Annotated in this window: 14 protein-coding genes and 1 tRNA gene; 14 read left to right on the top strand and 1 reads right to left on the bottom strand. The window is 37.6% G+C overall.

Translation table 11 applies throughout. The features are described 5' to 3' along the window. Positions 1-19 precede the first annotated feature (19 nt). The 8 genes from dhaL to MHH51_RS17440 all read left to right on the top strand — a co-directional run bounded on the left by dhaL (position 20) and on the right by MHH51_RS17440 (position 9,277). Positions 20-628, top strand: coding sequence for a dihydroxyacetone kinase subunit DhaL (gene dhaL, locus MHH51_RS17475; RefSeq protein WP_339282672.1), 609 nt, complete (start codon positions 20-22; stop codon positions 626-628). A 352-nt stretch (positions 629-980) separates the two neighbouring features. After that, complete coding sequence (locus tag MHH51_RS17470; RefSeq protein ID WP_147210198.1) at positions 981-2,642, top strand: FAD-dependent oxidoreductase; 1,662 nt, start codon at positions 981-983, stop codon at positions 2,640-2,642. A 308-nt stretch (positions 2,643-2,950) separates the two neighbouring features. Then, positions 2,951-3,958, top strand: coding sequence for a hypothetical protein (locus tag MHH51_RS17465; protein WP_339282670.1), 1,008 nt, complete (start codon positions 2,951-2,953; stop codon positions 3,956-3,958). Positions 3,959-4,086: 128 nt separating this feature from the next. Next, the gene (gene trxB / locus MHH51_RS17460; protein WP_339282668.1) at positions 4,087-5,019 is read left to right on the top strand and encodes a thioredoxin-disulfide reductase; all 933 of its coding nucleotides are present in this window, start codon (positions 4,087-4,089) and stop codon (positions 5,017-5,019) included. Positions 5,020-6,045: 1,026 nt separating this feature from the next. After that, positions 6,046-6,933, top strand: coding sequence for an RNase adapter RapZ (rapZ, locus tag MHH51_RS17455; protein ID WP_147210201.1), 888 nt, complete (start codon positions 6,046-6,048; stop codon positions 6,931-6,933). After that, positions 6,930-7,880, top strand: coding sequence for a YvcK family protein (locus MHH51_RS17450; protein ID WP_339282666.1), 951 nt, complete (start codon positions 6,930-6,932; stop codon positions 7,878-7,880). Before rapZ ends, MHH51_RS17450 begins: the two co-directional genes overlap by 4 nt. A 61-nt stretch (positions 7,881-7,941) precedes the next feature. Then, a complete protein-coding gene (gene whiA, locus MHH51_RS17445; protein ID WP_147210203.1) occupies positions 7,942-8,892 on the top strand; it encodes a DNA-binding protein WhiA in 951 nt (316 codons plus the stop codon). 127 nt (positions 8,893-9,019) lie between these two features. After that, positions 9,020-9,277 carry an HPr family phosphocarrier protein gene (locus MHH51_RS17440; protein WP_147210204.1) on the top strand — a complete coding sequence of 86 codons (258 nt, stop codon included), beginning with the start codon at positions 9,020-9,022 and terminating at the stop codon, positions 9,275-9,277. A 125-nt stretch (positions 9,278-9,402) separates the two neighbouring features. Here the strand turns inward: MHH51_RS17440 and MHH51_RS17435 are convergent. After that, a tRNA-Arg gene (locus MHH51_RS17435) sits at positions 9,403-9,478 on the bottom strand. A 237-nt stretch (positions 9,479-9,715) separates the two neighbouring features. On the opposite strand from MHH51_RS17435, the gene clpP reads away from it, so the two are divergent. The 6 genes from clpP (at position 9,716) to MHH51_RS17405 (ending at position 17,483) form a co-directional block, all read left to right on the top strand. After that, positions 9,716-10,300, top strand: coding sequence for an ATP-dependent Clp endopeptidase proteolytic subunit ClpP (gene clpP / locus MHH51_RS17430; RefSeq protein WP_077601969.1), 585 nt, complete (start codon positions 9,716-9,718; stop codon positions 10,298-10,300). Positions 10,301-10,496: 196 nt separating this feature from the next. Next, positions 10,497-12,158 (top strand): IS1182 family transposase, encoded by a 1,662-nt coding sequence (locus MHH51_RS17425; protein ID WP_339282663.1) that lies wholly within the window; start codon positions 10,497-10,499, stop codon positions 12,156-12,158. Between the two features lie 573 nt (positions 12,159-12,731). Continuing rightward, positions 12,732-13,298 (top strand): glycerol-3-phosphate responsive antiterminator, encoded by a 567-nt coding sequence (locus tag MHH51_RS17420; RefSeq protein WP_147210257.1) that lies wholly within the window; start codon positions 12,732-12,734, stop codon positions 13,296-13,298. 301 nt (positions 13,299-13,599) lie between these two features. Beyond that, a complete protein-coding gene (locus MHH51_RS17415) occupies positions 13,600-14,643 on the top strand; it encodes an extracellular solute-binding protein (protein ID WP_339282661.1) in 1,044 nt (347 codons plus the stop codon). Between the two features lie 12 nt (positions 14,644-14,655). Then, positions 14,656-15,777: an ABC transporter ATP-binding protein gene (locus MHH51_RS17410; protein ID WP_339282659.1), complete on the top strand. Its 1,122-nt coding sequence runs from the start codon at positions 14,656-14,658 to the stop codon at positions 15,775-15,777. After that, entirely contained in the window at positions 15,774-17,483 is a 1,710-nt protein-coding gene (locus tag MHH51_RS17405; protein ID WP_339282657.1) for an iron ABC transporter permease, read from the top strand. Before MHH51_RS17410 ends, MHH51_RS17405 begins: the two co-directional genes overlap by 4 nt. The last annotated feature ends 110 nt before the right edge of the window (positions 17,484-17,593 follow it).

Here is a 17,593-nt window from a genome sequence, read left to right as displayed (position 1 = left end):
TCAGGAGGAGGTTTTTAACGTGTTAACAATACAATCAGCTCAAGACTGGATGGTAAAAGCAAATGAATATATGCAGGAGAATAAAGGTTATTTAACAGAGCTTGATCAGGCAATTGGAGACAGTGATCATGGCATTAATATGTCAAGAGGCTTTCAGGAGGTTGTAAAAAAACTTGAGCAATCCTCATATGATGATGTTGCCACGGTTTTTAAGGATGTTGCAATGACATTAATGTCGAAAGTAGGAGGAGCTTCAGGTCCATTATATGGTACTGCTTTTCTGAAATTGTCGATGGCAGTGAAAGGGAAGGATACTGTAGACAAGGGTGATATTTCAGCAGGACTGGATGCCGCAGCACAAGGTATTCAGCAACGGGGGAAATCAACCACTGGAGAAAAAACGATGGTAGATGTTTGGGTGCCAGTTGTTTCCTGGTGGAATGAACAGAGTGAAATCGATGCAGCAGATTTAGAAAAGACAGCAGAAGAAGCTATGGAATCTACAAAGCCGATGAAAGCAACAAAAGGAAGAGCATCATATTTGAAGGAAAAGTCTGTCGGTCATATTGATCCAGGATCTGCTTCCAGCTACTATATATTCAAATCGCTGGCAGAAGTTTTAGCATAACGCACAGAATTTTTAAGCAATATTTCCAGTTATTTTTATACCAGCATATCAGGTGCCTGAAAGTGAAAAAGTCCGGATAAAAGCAAAAGGCTATACAGTATGTATAATATATGTTAGTATGAATTTAAGTTAATAAAACGGACGGAGAAGCTATGGAGAGACCGCGGGAAGGCTGGTATTATTATATCAGTATTCTTGTGGTCTTTTTTAATTTATCTGAAGTATTCAGATTGTGATTGGCAATAAAAAGAAAAGCTGTACAAGAATGAATTGGTTTTTCTTATACTTTTGGATGAATAGCCGTCTTTAAATAGGGAAAAAGAAACTATAGATAATTTTAGGGGTGGAGTTTATGAGTGAATTTTCAGGGAAAAGACGTAAAGAAGTATTAGAATCACTGGAAAAAGAGCAACTGGATTTATTAGTTATTGGGGGAGGTATTACCGGTTCCGGAATTTCATTAGATGCTGCTACAAGAGGGCTGCGAACAGGACTTATTGAAATGCAGGATTTTGCAGCGGGTACCTCAAGCCGTTCAACAAAATTAGTGCATGGCGGCCTGCGCTACTTGCAGCAATTTGAAGTAAAAATGGTTGCAGAGGTAGGGAAAGAACGTGCTGTCGTTTATGAAAATGGTCCACATGTTACCACACCAGAGTGGATGCTTTTACCATTTCATAAAGGAAGTAATTTAGGACCGTTTACATCTAATATCGGTTTGCGTGTATATGACTTTTTGGCAGGCGTTAAAAAATCAGAACGCCGTGAAATGTTAAAACCAGCTGAGGTATTAGACCGTGAACCGCTTGTAAAAAAAGACGAGCTTCGCGGCGGCGGATATTATGTAGAATATAAAACAGATGATGCACGATTAACTATTGAAGTGCTTAAAAAAGCTGTTGAAAATGGTGTCAAAGCAGTCAACTATACAAAAGCAGTGGAATTCATCTATGAAGATGGAAAAGTAGTAGGCGTTGTGGCAGAAAATCAAATCAGCAAAGAAAAGCATAAAATCTATGCGAAAAAAATTATTAATGCTGGCGGTCCATGGGTAGATGATGTCCGTGAATTAGATGGATCCAAAAAAGGAAAAACACTTCATTTAACAAAAGGTGTCCATCTAGTATTTGACGAATCTGTATTCCCGCTTAAACAGGCAGTGTACTTCGATACACCGGACGGACGTATGGTTTTTGCTATTCCTCGTGATGGTAAAACTTATGTAGGCACAACAGACACTGACTATAAAGGGAATATTGCTCATCCAACAATGACAGAGGCAGACCGCGATTATATCTTAGACGCGATTAACTATATGTTCCCTTCTGTCGGAATTGATGCAGACAAAGTAGAATCCAGCTGGGCTGGAATACGTCCTTTAATTGCTGAAGAAGGTGCAAGCAGCCCAAGCGAAATCTCCCGTAAGGATGAAATTTTCCAATCTGATTCTGGGTTACTTTCCATGGCAGGAGGAAAATTAACAGGCTACCGTAAAATGGGGGAACACGTTGTTAATATGGTAGCGAAACAATTAAAAGAAGAAGAAGGCATTTTATATACAGACAGCCAAACAAAGCATTTGCCAATTTCCGGAGGAGAAGTTGGCGGATCAAAAGGCTTCAAGAACTTCAAAGCAGAAAAGGTTAAAGAAGGTGTGAGCCTTGGTTTAACAGAGAAAGAAGCAGCAGAACTGACACAGCGGTATGGTGCAAATGTAGAAAAAGTCTTCACACTTTATACAGAAAATAAAGAAGCTGCTAAAAATGAAAATATTGAACCGGCAGTATTTGCTCAGGTACTATATGCAATCAATGAAGAAATGGCTTATAAAGCAGTTGACTTCTTTATCCGCCGTTCAGGTGCATTATTCTTTAACCGTCCATGGGTAGAAACACATATGGATACGGTACTTCCGTTCATGGAAAAAGAACTCGGCTGGACAAAAGAGGAAGCAGCAGCATATAGAAAAGAATTGGAACAATTATTGTACGAAACAACACACCCAGATAAATAAGAACGTAATAATAAAAATAAGATGCATGCTCTGCCATGTGTCTTATTTTTTCGGCTTTAGACGGAATTATATAATATGAAATAAGTCCGGTTCTGTCCGCTAAAATTATGAGTATTGTTCATGTTATATTAAACATTAAAAATAACTTTGGACAACACAGAGCCCGCTGCTCAGGCTATCAAATACAGACCTTTGAAAAGAGCGGTAAACGGAAGTAAAAGTTTCACTATTTAACATGACAAATATGGGAATCTGCTATATTCTATGGTATACTTTTCTCGACTTGTCTTTAAGAACGGGGGAGATCCATGTTAAAAGGAAAAAGAAATAAAACCAAAGGAACAACAAATAACGTAACCCCATTCATTCCTGAAGGCGACTTTTACTATACAAAGGGCGTAGAGGCATTTAAAAAAAGGAAATTTGATATTGCAATTAAATGGATACAGAAAGCAATAGAAGACAAACCCTATTTCCCTCTATATAAATGCCAGTTATCCATCATTTATACTGAAACAGGTGCTTATCATAAAGCAAATCAGCTGCTGACAGAGGTTTTGAAGACTGGAGAATATGTTGATTGCTACTATTTAGCTGCAAATAACTATGCGCATCTTGGATTGCTGCAAGATGCTAAAAAATATGCACAAATGTATTTAGATAAAAAGCCAGAGGGAGATTTTAGTGATGATGCTGCCCAGCTTCTTGATTATATAGAAATTGGCGATGAAGACGAGGAAGAAATCTTTTCTCTGGAGGATGAGGACGAACTGATTATTTTACAGGAGACAGCCTTTTACCATATAGAAAATAATGACTGGGAAAAAGCGATTCCTTTTATTGAAGAGATAATGGAAAATTTTCCAGAACAGAAGTTAGCTGTTCATGACTATGCGCAAGCACTATTCTATACTGGAAAAAAAGAAGAGGCTATGCATATTGAGGAGGATATGCTGGAGGATTACCCGAATAATTTGCAAAGTCATTTAAATTTAGCGTTGTTTTATTATGAGACAGGAGATTCTGATTACCTTGAGCATATCCAGATCATAGATAATATCTATCCAATTCATGAGGAGCAAAAGCTGCGGATTGCAGAAGTCTTTGCAAAAACAGAAAATTATTCTTTAGCATATGAACGGTATCAAAATGTTTCTGGAGAGCAAGCTAAAAGAAGAGCATCTTATTATAAGTGGTATAGTGTTACAGCTTATCATTCAGGATATCCCAGTAAAGCATTGCGATTATGGGAAGAGGGTTTGAGACGGCACCCTAAGCTGTCAAAGGAGGAAGGGCCCTGGGCTTTTAAAGATTAAAAAAGGGTTCGATATCCTGTCGCTGTACAGGAATTACGAATATGAGCAAAAAGATAGACGTTATATCTTAATTTCATTACACTATACGTTGGAATAAGAATATTATAAAGATAAAGGGGCGGTATTGAATGTCCGAAGAAAAAATATATGATGTGATTATTGCCGGAGCTGGACCAGCAGGTATGACTGCTGCAGTGTATGCTTCCCGGGCAAATTTAGATACATTGATGCTGGAACGTGGAATTCCGGGCGGTCAAATGGCAAATACAGAAGATGTGGAAAACTATCCTGGATTTGATCATATTTTAGGGCCGGATTTATCGAATAAAATGTTCGATCATGCTAAAAAATTTGGTGCGGAATATGCATACGGTGATATTAAATCCATTGAAGATCATGGCAATTATAAAACTATTCATGCAGGAAAGAAAGAGTATCATACCAAGGCTTTAATTATTGCAACAGGAGCGCAATATAAAAAGCTTGGCATCCCGGGAGAAGAAGAGCTTGGCGGACGCGGTGTATCTTATTGTGCGGTGTGTGATGGTGCTTTCTTTAAAGAAAAAGAACTTGTTGTTGTCGGCGGCGGGGACTCTGCTGTGGAAGAAGGCGTATATTTAACAAGATTTGCAAGTAAAGTAACCATTGTTCACCGCCGTGATGAATTGCGCGCACAGCGTATTCTTCAGGATCGTGCTTTTGATAATAATAAAATTGAATTTATTTGGGATACAGTGCCTGAAAAAATTAATGGTACAGACGGAAAAGTCAGCAGTATCACATTAAAAAATAATAAAACGAATGAAGTGTATGATTTTGAGACAAACGGTGTATTTGTTTATATCGGTATGCTGCCTTTAAACGATCCATTTACAGAGTTAGGAATTACAGATGAAGAAGGATATATTCCTACATCTGAAAACATGGAAACAAAAATTCCAGGAATTTTTGCAGCTGGAGATATCCGTGCAAAAGATCTTAGACAAATTGTTACCGCTACTGGTGATGGAAGTATCGCAGCTGAAACAGCCATTAAATATGTAGAGACATTAGAAGATTAATCAAGATAATTGTCGTATTTTAGGCGATAAGTAATTCTAAAGTTATTGGAAATTGTCGAATCTATAGGGGTTATCAATCTTAAGGTATAATTTGTATAAAAAAATTAATCTCCGGTAACTGGTTCTTAACCTTGTTGTAACACGCATGAAACAATGAAAGGTTAAGATAGGGTTAACTAATTGACCCCCTTTTAATAGATAGATTAGTTTTGGGACAGGTGACTCACCTGTCCATTTTTTTGGATTAAAATAAAGGCAGCTTTTTTTAAGAATAAGAAAGTATATAAGAATATTGAAGAATAGCCGCTCCAACGGGTTTCATAGGATGAGTAACCGCAACCTCAGAAATACACTACGCTTTCCGTAGGCCCCGAGCTCATCTCCTCGATAAAGAAGACTTAGTGATTGGCAAGCCGATAGGCGCAGACAGAGCTAAAGCCGCACTTATGTCCTTGGGTGAAAAAAAGAAGAGCACTTTTTTCCTGTGGGGCATACAGGACGTATGTCAGTTCGGTGCCTGAGACAGGGCGTCACTAACTTAACCAAATTTCCTTCCGTTTTGGGACTGCGATTACTCGTCCCATCAAAAAGCGTCGCTAGAATTAGCTTCATTTCTTTGTAAGAAAGCAAATGAAACATATTTATTCAAAGATAGGAGCGGATGTTGTCGACTCCTACGGGAAAAGCAACAGGTGAAGACCCCGCAGGAAGTGGTCTTCTTCCGAGGAGGCTGAGACGTTGCCCGTGAAAAGCGACTTCCTGGAGCGGACATCTCCCTAGCAAGAACACCATTGTTTTAAAGAGCAAGTGATTTTCTTGGTTTTTCTCAGTTTGTATAAATACAAGCCGTATTTAACCGAATTCTTGGCGAATGTCAGGTTTTCTAATATAATGAAGTAAGATACAATAAGTATAGCGCAAGAACTGGCCGGTTAAGATCTTAGGGCCCGGAAACCAGGGTTGGGGATTCGACTGCCCGCCAGAAATATAAGTGGCGTCGGAAGAGGTTTGAAAGGGGAGAGTTCAGTGAATCAAGAAAAAGAAACAAAGCTCGTTATTATTACTGGAATGTCAGGAGCCGGAAAAACAGTTGCGGTACAAAGCTTTGAGGACTTAGGGTATTATTGTGTAGATAATTTACCTCCTGCACTTCTTCCAAAATTTTTAGAATTAATGAAGGATGCTTCTAATACAATTCAGAAAGTGGCCCTTGTCATGGATTTACGGGGGAGAGAATTTTTTGATTCCTTATACAAAGCACTGGATGCAATTAGCCATACACCGTGGATTCAAAGCCATATTCTATTTTTAGATGCAGCTGATGAAACTTTGGTTACGAGATATAAAGAGACAAGACGCTCTCATCCATTAGCTGTTGGCGGGCTTCCTTTAAACGGGATTCATCAGGAGAGAATCATTATTGATGAATTGCGCGGACGTTCTCAAAGAATTATTGATACATCAAATCTTAAGCCAAGAGATTTACGCGAAAAGATTCTTCAATTATATAAGGAAGAAAAGCAGGAAGTGTTTTCGGTTCATTTCGTATCTTTTGGATTTAAATATGGAATTCCAATTGATGCGGATTTAGTTTTTGATGTACGCTTTTTGCCGAATCCACATTATGTGTCTGCGCTTCAGCCTTTAACAGGATTAAATCAGGAAGTCTCTTCGTATGTATTTAAATGGACAGATACACAGCTGTTTACAGATAAATTAAATGATTTATTCCGTTTTATGTTTCCGCAATATAAAAAAGAAGGCAAATCACAATTAGTCATTGCCATTGGCTGCACTGGCGGACAGCATCGTTCTGTAGCTTTAGCTGAGTATTTCTCCAAACAATTCAATGATGATTATATTACACATGTCAGTCATCGGGATATTGAGAAGAGAAAGGCTAAATCATCATGAGCAATGTTCCCAAAATAACGGCTATTGGCGGAGGAACAGGAATGCCGGTTTTACTGCGTGGATTGAAGGATTTACCGGTGGAGCTTACCGCAGTTGTGACTGTAGCGGATGATGGAGGAAGTACAGGAAGAATCCGTTCAGAAATGGAAATACCTGCACCGGGAGATATTCGAAACGTTATTGCTGCTTTATCTGATGCAGAACCTATGCTTTTAGAGCTCTTTCAGCATCGGTTTCAACAAGGGAATGGATTGACTGGTCATTCATTAGGGAATTTATTATTAGCTGCTATGACATCGATGACCGGTAATTTTAATCAGGGGATAAAAGAAATTTCCCGGGTTCTAAATGTAAAAGGAAAGATATATCCGATTTCAAATGATAATATGTCTTTGCATGCAATTATGGAAGACGGAGAAATTATTCATGGTGAATCAAATATCCCTCTGTCGGGAAAACGGATTAAACGTATTTTTTTAGAGCCGCAGCCGCTGCATCCATTACCCAATGCTGTTGAATCCATTGAAAAAGCAGATCTGATTGTTATATCTCCAGGGAGCCTGTATACTTCCATCATGCCGAATCTAATTGTTCCAGAAGTGAAGGAAGCATTACACAACGCGAAAGCAAAGAAAGTCTATGTTTGTAATATCATGACGCAATATGGAGAAACAACAGGTTATTCCGCGGCAGATCATGTTCAGGCTATTCACGACCATGTTGGTGATGCTTGTGTTGATTATGTTATTGTTCATAACCAGCCAATAGATGCAGAAACACAGGAAATTTATAAAGAAGAGAGAGCATTTCCGGTAGAAGCGGATATTGACCGCTTAAAAGCCATGAATGTTCAGGTAGTTGCAGGAAATATTGTTGTAAAGCATAAAGATGGAACACTTCGCCATAATAATGATAAAATTGCTGAGATGCTTTATAAATTTTTATAATTTTATCATGGAATGAAGTTTTGCTTTATGTGCGTGTTGAAAAGGGAAGGAGTGTGATACTATGTCCTTCGCATCAGATATTAAAAAAGAACTAACCGCGATTCAATCGGATTCCTGCTGCCAGTTTGCTGAGTTAGCTGCATTAGTTCGAATGAATGGCGTTATTTCTATATCAAAGCAAGGTTATGCACTGGATGTGCAGACGGAGAATGCAGCAATTGCAAGGCGTATTTACACATTAATTAAGCAAAATTATACATTACCGGTAGAACTGCTTGTCCGTAAAAAAATGAAGCTGAAAAAAAATAATGTTTATATTGTCCGTATGAAAAACGGTGTCCAGTCTTTATTAAAGGATTTGGATTTAATCGAAAATCAATATCAAATTATCCGGACTATTTCAGAGAAATACTTAGATAAAGAGTGCTGCCGCAAATCATATTTACGTGGAGCGTTTCTGGCTGGCGGTTCGATGAATAATCCGGAAACATCTTCTTATCATTTAGAGATTTTCAATTATTATGAAGAACATGCAGAAGCGTTAAAAACATTATTGAATGGATACGACTTGCATGCAAGAACATTGGAACGTAAAAACGGACATATCGTATATATGAAGGAAGCAGAAAGGATTACTGCTTTTTTAAGTATTATCGGAGCACATCAAGCATTATTGAAATTTGAAGATGTCCGTATTGTCCGTGATATGCGGAACTCTGTGAACAGGTTAGTAAATTGTGAAACAGCGAACTTAAATAAAACCATTGGTGCGGCATTCCGTCAAATTGAAAATATTAAATTGATTGAACGAACAGTCGGACTGGAACAATTACCTGAGAAATTGCAAGAGATGGCTAAGCTGCGGGTTCAGTATGAAGAAGTTTCATTAAAGGAATTGGGAGAACTCGTTTCCAGCGGGACAATTTCTAAATCAGGCGTGAATCATCGATTGAAGAAGATTGATGAATTCGCAGAAAAAATTAAACGTGGAGAGCTGCAGCTTGGTAATTAATGCTAGCATCCGGAGAATATGATATAATGCAATAAATATCATGGAACATCGCCAAAAAATAAATGCAGAGCTTTCTCTGCATTGCAAAAAAATGGAGGCGTTTACTTAAGACAGGAGAGTGGATTTGTTGATTGAGAAAACGGTGAAGATTGAATTAGATTCAGGATTGCAGGCAAGACCAGCTGCCTATTTTGTACAAGAGGCCAATCGATTTGATTCACACATATTTTTAGAGAATGATGATAAAAAAGTGAATGCGAAAAGCATTATGGGACTGATGAGCTTAGCTTTGACAAAAGGGGAAGAAATTAAGCTTATTATCGAAGGTGAAGACGAAGAAGAGGCAATGGAATATTTAACAAGCCTTGTTCGCGAGAAAGTATGATTGAGCTAATGTTAAGTTTATAATAAATAGCAAATCTATGCCTATTTAAAAACTCCCTCTTAAGGGCGGGTAATCTTTACTCAAACTTAAGAGGGAGTTATCATTGCATTTCATTTTTCTAGTAGCGCGCCCAGAGGGATTCGAACCCCCGGCAAACCTGGTACCGGAAACCAGTGCTCTATCCAGCTGAGCTATGGGCGCGTATTGTTTTATTAAAAACACAACCTTAATTATACATACGAATTCCTTCTGAGACAAGTCCTTTTTCTTTATTTGATAAAATTTCTTAGGTTTAACAAACATAAAATCGGGAAAACTGGTTAAAGTAGAAATTTGGAGAATCTTTTTGTTTGACCTTTATTGACCAATGAGCTATCATATTAACTATAGTAATTAAATCATCAGCCATGTTAACTGGCTATTCAAGGAGGATTTATAATGAATTTAGTACCTACAGTTATTGAACAAACAAACCGTGGTGAACGCGCATACGATATTTATTCCCGTTTATTGAAGGACCGGATTATTTTACTTGGCAGCGGTATTGATGACAATGTCGCCAACTCTATTGTAGCACAGCTATTATTCTTAGAAGCAGAAGATCCAGGAAAAGATATCTCTTTATACATTAATTCTCCTGGCGGATCTATTACAGCCGGAATGGCAATTTTTGATACAATGAATTTTATTAAATCAGATGTATCTACAATCTGCATTGGTATGGCAGCTTCTATGGGAGCATTCCTGCTTAACGCTGGTGAAAAGGGTAAACGTTTTGCTTTGCCGAACAGTGAGATCATGATTCACCAGCCATTAGGTGGTACACAAGGTCAGGCAACAGACATTGAGATTCATGCAAGAAGAATTATTGAAATTAAAAAACGTATGAACCGTATCATGTCTGAAAACACCGGACAGCCATTAGAAGTTATTGAACATGATACAGAGCGTGATAACTTTATGACTGCAGAACAGTCCAAAGAATACGGCTTAATTGATGATATCTTTGAACGCAAACAATAATTGAAGTGTAAAAAAAAAAGTAAAAAAAAGAGGCTGGGACAAAAGCCAGTAAAAATAGAAAAAGTGACTTTCTACTATGATTTTAAGTAGGAAGTCACTTTTTTAATTTGATTAAAAAATGAAATAAACGTACAAAAAAAGGATACCTTCTGATAAAGTTAAAGTACCACTACAAAAACAGAATCGAGGTATCCTTATGTTTAAATATTATAACGTAAATCAAGTCGTTTTGCCATTAGATTTCGAGATGAAATTACAAGAAAATGATATTGCTTATACCATCCATGAATTTATCGAACAGATTCCAGAAGAAGCTTTCACCGGTTTTACCCGTCAAACAGGCTGTCCCGCCTATCACCCGCGTATGATGATGAAAATTATTTTATGTGCTTATACCCAGTCGGTGTTCTCTGGCCGAAAAATCGAAGCATTATTAAAAGATAGTGTGCGAATGATGTGGCTTGCGCAAGGATATGAGCCGAGTTACCGTACTATCAACCGTTTTCGTGTGAATCCAGAAGTAAAAGAACTATTGCGTCAGTGCTTCGTCCAATTTCGTTGTCAGCTGGTGGAAAAAGAGTTGATCGATGCGGAGGCTATCTTTATTGACGGGACCAAAATTGAAGCCAATGCCAATAAATTCACCTTTGTCTGGCGAAAATCGATCGAGCGTTATCAAACGAAACTTGTAGAGAAGTCCCATGCCCTCTATGAAGAATTAGTGGAAAAAGAAATTATTCCAGAAATCAACCGGGAAAACCCGGAAGCTCTATCGACGCAAGAACTTCAACAGATGGCAGCGAATTTGGATAAGTCAGTCCAAACGTATACGAAACAAATCGAATCGATTGAAAAAGCACAAGACCGAAAAGCCCTGCGTTCGGAACGAAAGCAGCCAAAACAAGCCTTAAAACAGGTGCACGATTTCATCTGTCGTCAAGAAAAATATGAAGAAGCCTTGGAGATTTTAGAAGAACGTAACAGCTATTCCAAGACGGATCACGACGCAACCTTTATGCGATTGAAAGATGACCATATGAAGAACGGACAGTTGAAAGCTGCTTATAATGTGCAATTGGCAACAGAAGGACGTTACGCATTAGCCTATGATATTTTTCCGAACCCTACCGATACACGAACGCTGATTCCTTTTTTAGATCGTATTGAAAAGGATTATTTTGCGTTGCCTGATGTCCTCGTAGCTGATGCGGCTTATGGAAGTGAACAGAATATAGAAGATGTCACCCTGAACCGGTTACGAACTGCCTTGATTACCTATAGTATGTACCGCAAAGAGAAGAAGAAAAAATATAAAAATAATCCCTTTAACACCGCTAACTGGGATTATGATGCCGAAATAGATGCCTTTACTTGTCCAAATGGTCAAGCTGTTACTTATCGCTATAACTCCAAACGCACAGACAAGTATGGTTACCAGCGACAATTTAAGGTCTATGAATGTGAAGATTGTACAGGCTGTCCTTTGCGAGAGCAATGTACCAAGGCAAAGGAAGGTAACCATCGGAAAATATTTTATAATGAAAAATGGGAAGCACAAAAGAAAATGATACGAGAACAGCTTTCAGATGAAGAAATGGGCAAGCTTTACGGAAAACGTAAGATAGATGTGGAGCCTTTCTTTGGATTTTTGAAGGCTAATTTGGGTTTCACTCGTTTCTCTGTACGAGGAAAATCCAAAGTGGATAATGAATTGGGATTCGCCTTAATGGCAGTGAATCTGAGAAGATACACTGCCTCTAGCTGCTTTTTTATGTATCTACTTATAAATGATTTCAAAAAAGATGGATTTCACATCAAAACCCAATGTGAAATCCATCTTTTCATTATTTTTGGCTAGTTATGTCCCAGCCTCTTTTTTTTGCTATTTTCTATTTCTATGTGAAATGTTTTAAATAGTTCTTATAAATATGATTAATTTATAAAACATTTTACCGGAAATTATTTCTTTATGAAATGATAAAATTATGTTTATCATAAATCCGAAATATCTTGTAAATACTGTGAAATTAACTGTTTAGTCATTCCTACAGGGTGTAGTTTATGGTAAAATAAACTCAAGGTAGAATTTCGAAAATAATAAAAAATTTTAAGTTAAGTTATTTTGTATATGTTATCCCACATTTCACTAGTCTTAGGCATCTTTGACGGGATGAGAAGTTTTCCTTTTTATAATCCCCTACAAGCGAGCATTTTGCAGGATATAACCTAATTCCCTATCTGCGGAAAAATCGTTCCTCAAGGCTGAAGTATCACTTTACAGTTGTTTCTCCATGAAATGTTATCTTTTGCACACTCTGTTATATAAACTTTCACTACCCAAAAGCTGTCAAGACATAAGGGCTTTAAAAACTATCTTTTAGATAGATTAATTAAGATTCTATTATTGGAAAATATTTCAAGGAGGATATTGATGGAAAAAATAGTTAATATTGTAGAGTCACAAGTTATTGCTTCTGTGAAATCACCGGAACATTTAGAATTGGCTGCTGCTTCAAATTCAAATGTTGTGTTTTTATTAACGGGAGATTTACTTACGACTTCTGATTATCTAGATGTACTTAAAAAGGCTGGGAAGCAAACTTTTTTACATATAGATTTTATTGAGGGTCTTTCTAATTCAAAAAATGCACTAAAGTATATTGCAAAAGTGTGGCAGCCCAAAGGAATTATTACTACAAGAAACAGCCTGATTAAATATGCAAAAGAAGAAGGGTTAATGACAGTTCAAAGAATCTTTTTAATTGATAAAAATGCTATGAAAAAAGGAATTGAGATGGCAGATCAATACCAGCCTGATGCTATTGAAATATTACCTGGACTTATGCCAAGCGTCATAGACGAATTAACAAGGACAACGAAACTCCCAATTATAGCTGGAGGATTGATCAGCAAAGAAAAGGAGATCCTGGAAGGGTTAGAGGCAGGAGCTTTAGCTATTTCTTCAAGTGATCCTAAATTGTGGAATATTGATATTTGATATAAACTAACCAAAAGACTCTGCAGATAGATAAACCATAGAGTCTTTTGGTTGAAAAAGAGAATAAAACTGCTGATTTTCGCGGTCTTAGACTAGTTTTGTAAATATTTGTTCACAAAATTGTGATTTTTTCTTTACAATATTGAAAGCGTTTGCTATACTTGTGTCAATAATTAAATAACTCTATATAGAAATAGGAGAAGATAGAGTTGGATAATTACCTTTCGGAGGAGAGGTGTGTCCAATTTCTTATCATCTCCTATTTTTTTGGGTTATTTCAAACAAAAAGGAGGAGAAAGATATGAGAGGTAAAAAAGGGCAATTAGTTATAGGGGTATTATTTATTGTTTTAATTAGTTTACTTGCAGCTTGTGCTGGTGATGATACTGGAGGAGACGGTGATTCCGGCAGCGGAGGAGCAATTACACTTTATTCCCCTGAAACACCTGATTTAACGAATGAATTAGCTGCTAAATTTGAAGAAGTACATGGGACCCCGGTAAACGTTAATTATGCAGGAACAAATGTACTTGTGAATCAAATGATAGCCGAGCAAGGTAATCCACAGGCTGATGTCTGGTATGGCGGAGGAGGGATTCTGCCTTTTGAAACAGCTGTAGATAAGGATATTATTACGCAATATATTCCGGAAGCAGCAGAGGATTGGGAAGTTACTGAAAACGGTATCAAAATGAAACACCAGGATGATTATTATGTAGGTACAGAGATTTTTGTACTTGGTTTTGCTTACAATACAGAATTGGTTTCTGAAGAGGAAGCACCAAAAACATGGGAAGATTTATTAGATCCTAAATGGGAAGGCAAAATTCAATTTCCAAACCCTGCCGCTTCTGGTACATCAACATTGATGGTACTAAGCTACATGATGCAGCATGGAGAAGAAGAAGGCTGGGAATATTTCCAAAAGCTGACGGATTACGCGAATTCTATTCCGGATTCAGGCTCCAGCCCGACAAAAGGGGTCGCTATGGGAGAAGCTGAAATAGCAATCGGTTTTGATTTTATGGCATATGAGCTAAAAGAAAACGGTGAAGACGTTGATTTTATTGTCCCTGAAGAAACGCCAGTATTAGTAAACCCGGTTACATTGGTTAAAGATGGTCCTAACCCGGATGGCGGCAAGCAATTTATGGATTTTATGCTGAGTGATGAAGCACAGGAGATTTTAGCTTCATGGAATCATATACCAATTAATCCGGATGTTGAATCACAAACACCGATTTCTTTAGAAACTGTGCAGGAGCATGCAATTGACCTGGACATTGATTGGGTAAATGAGAACTATGACCGAATCAGAAGCGAATGGAATACGAATATACAGTAAAGGGATGGTTTTATGGGCTCTGTTGTTGTAAAGCAGCTTACAAAGAATTTTTCTGGAACAGACGTGCTTAAGAATATTGAATTAGATATCCAAGAGGGCGAATTTTTTGCCCTTCTTGGCCCCTCTGGATGCGGGAAAACAACAACCATGCGTTGTATTGCCGGATTTGAAACACCTACAAGCGGAGAGATAAAAATTGGCGAAAAGATAGTAAATAAAATTTCTCCCCATCAAAGAAACTGCGGAATGGTATTCCAAAGTTATGCGCTGTTTCCGCATATGAATGTTTTTGATAATATTGCGTACAGCTTGAATATCAAGCGTTTAAGAGATAGTAATATGTTTAAAAAAATCGGGGTATATATCCGAATGCTCAATAGTAAAATAGTCAAATATCCAAAAGATATTGAGGAAAAAGTAAATAGTATTATAGAGTATGTTGAGCTGCAGGATCATGCTAAAAAGCTGACAGGTGAACTCTCGGGCGGGCAGCAGCAGCGGGTTGCATTAGCCAGGGCGCTTGTGATGGAGCCTCAGGTTCTATTGATGGATGAACCTCTGTCCAACCTGGATCAAAAGTTGAGACATACTATGAGAAATACAATTAGAAGAATTCAACAGGAATTGAAAATTACAACGATTTTTGTAACGCATGATCAGGAAGAAGCAATGAGTATGGCGGATCGCGTTGCTGTAATGAGCGGCGGAGAAATTCTCCAAATTGGAACACCTACAGATTTGTATAGTAATCCGAAAACACCTTTTATTGCAGATTTTGTCGGTACTTCTAATATACTTCCTGGAAAAGTAATAAAAAAGGAAAATAATCTGACCTATGTAAGAGTCGGTGATTATGAAATTCAGTCTTCAATGGATACAGAGCTTGAAGATGTACAGCTTGTAATCAGACCTGAGAATTTAATTGTAAAGGATAAACACGAAAGTACGAGGGACAATTATTTTGAAGGTACAGTAGAAGTAGCAACCTATTTGGGCTCGACTGTAAGGTATGATATTAAAGTTGGGGAACATAATCTGCTGGTGGATACTGTATTTGAATCAGGAGATAAGATTTTTACAAAAGGATCAGAAATCAAAGTTATTGTAGATCCTGAAAGGGTTTTGCTGTTATGAAGAAATTAAAAGATAATTTTAACGGTCTTGGGATATTAAAAATACTTGTCTATGCTTTCTTTCTATTATTCTTAATTATTCCTTTACTATCTATCTTCCTGGTGAGTTTTACGAATGAGCCTATCAATATATTTGGTTCATTAATAAGCATGGACACGCTGCAAACGACCATCAATCAGTTTAAAAATGCTACTTTAGATAATTTTACTGCTATTTTTCAAAATACAACTTATTTTACTTCCTTGAAGAATAGTTTGTATTTGGCAATAACGGTATCACTCGTGGTTATGTTAATTTGTATTCCGATTGCTTATGGGATTGCAAGAACGAAGATGCCTTTTAAGAAAACAATCAGCGCATTATGCACTATCCCATTAGTTGTACCGACTTTTATTTCTGGATATTCTTTTATCATTATGTTCGGAAGATCCGGATGGGTTACACAAATCTATCAGTATTTGGGCGGAGAAGGGCTTTTTATTGATCCATATTCGATGACAGGTATAGCAATTGTACAAATATTTTTCTTTTTCCCTTATGCATTATGGCCAATGGTTGCCGCATTTAAAGTAAGTGATATATCGCTTGAGGAAGCATCCAGAAATATGGGAGCAAAGAGCTGGCTTACTTTTTCAACGGTAACTATGCCTCTGGTAATACCAGGAATGCTTTCTACAGCACTGGTTATCTTTGCGGTCAGCTTTTCTGATTTTGGAACACCGATTATTCTGGCGCCAAGTGATTTAAACCTGATTGTTGTAGAAGCATACAGAGAAATTTCCGGATTCTTTAACTGGGGAGGTGCCGCAATCTTGACTGTTGTCATGATTGCTATTGCGGGACTTGCTTACTGGCTGCAAAACTATTTCACTAAAAATATGAATTACGGTTCTGTATCTGGAAAACCAAAACAAGTCAAACTCAGCGATAATAAAATGCTGACTGTTCCTTTGTTCGTATTTTCAGCTTTCGTTATTATCGTTCCACTATTATCCGTACTTACTGTATTTTTACAGTCGATTGCAACTACTTGGGGAAAGGATCTTCTGCCAAGCGGTTACACGTTATCTCATTACCAGACTATTTTCACATCCTCCCTTGGGAACATTCAAAACAGTATTGTGCTGGCGCTGGGGGCTCTGGTAATAAGTGTTGTCGTATCAGCGGCAGTAGCTTACTTTGTTGTAAGACATAAATCAACAGCGCTTGATTTTGTAACGACAGTACCGTTGATTGTTCCGGGAATTGCTGTTGGTATTGCGTTGATTCAGACATTTAATACAGCACCTTTACAGCTTACAGGAACAGCATTTATTTTAATTGTCGCGTATGCAATGCGAAGATTGCCATATATGGTCCGGTCTACGATGAGTACGATGAAATCCATTAAAGCCGATATTGAAGAAGCAGCCATAAATCTAGGCGCCTCTACCTTCACCGCTTTATTGACAGTTGTTGGACCATTGATGCTTCCTGGTATCGCGGCAGGATCGATATTAGTTTTTGTAACTGTTATTAAAGAGACAAGTATATCAATTCTGATGGCGCCGGCAAGCTGGGCCCCAATGAGTCTGGCAATCTTTCAAAATGTAATGCGGGCAGAATACTATTCCGCGGCAGCGATGTCAATTGTTCTTGTTGTCATAGTAGTTATATTCCAGCTGATTGCAGAAAAACTTACAAATAGAAGTGAGAAAAAGAGTTAAGTTTTAAATGCTTTGTCCGGGGTTTTAATCTTTAGAAATAAATCCCGGATAAAAAATATGGCATACTCTTAAAAGCTATTTATAGCTTGCTAAGTGTCAATTTTTATAAA

This window comes from Oceanobacillus sp. FSL K6-3682, from assembly GCF_037976165.1.
GTDB lineage: Bacteria > Bacillota > Bacilli > Bacillales > Amphibacillaceae > Oceanobacillus > Oceanobacillus sojae.
This window is presented reverse-complemented; position numbering and strand designations above follow the sequence as displayed.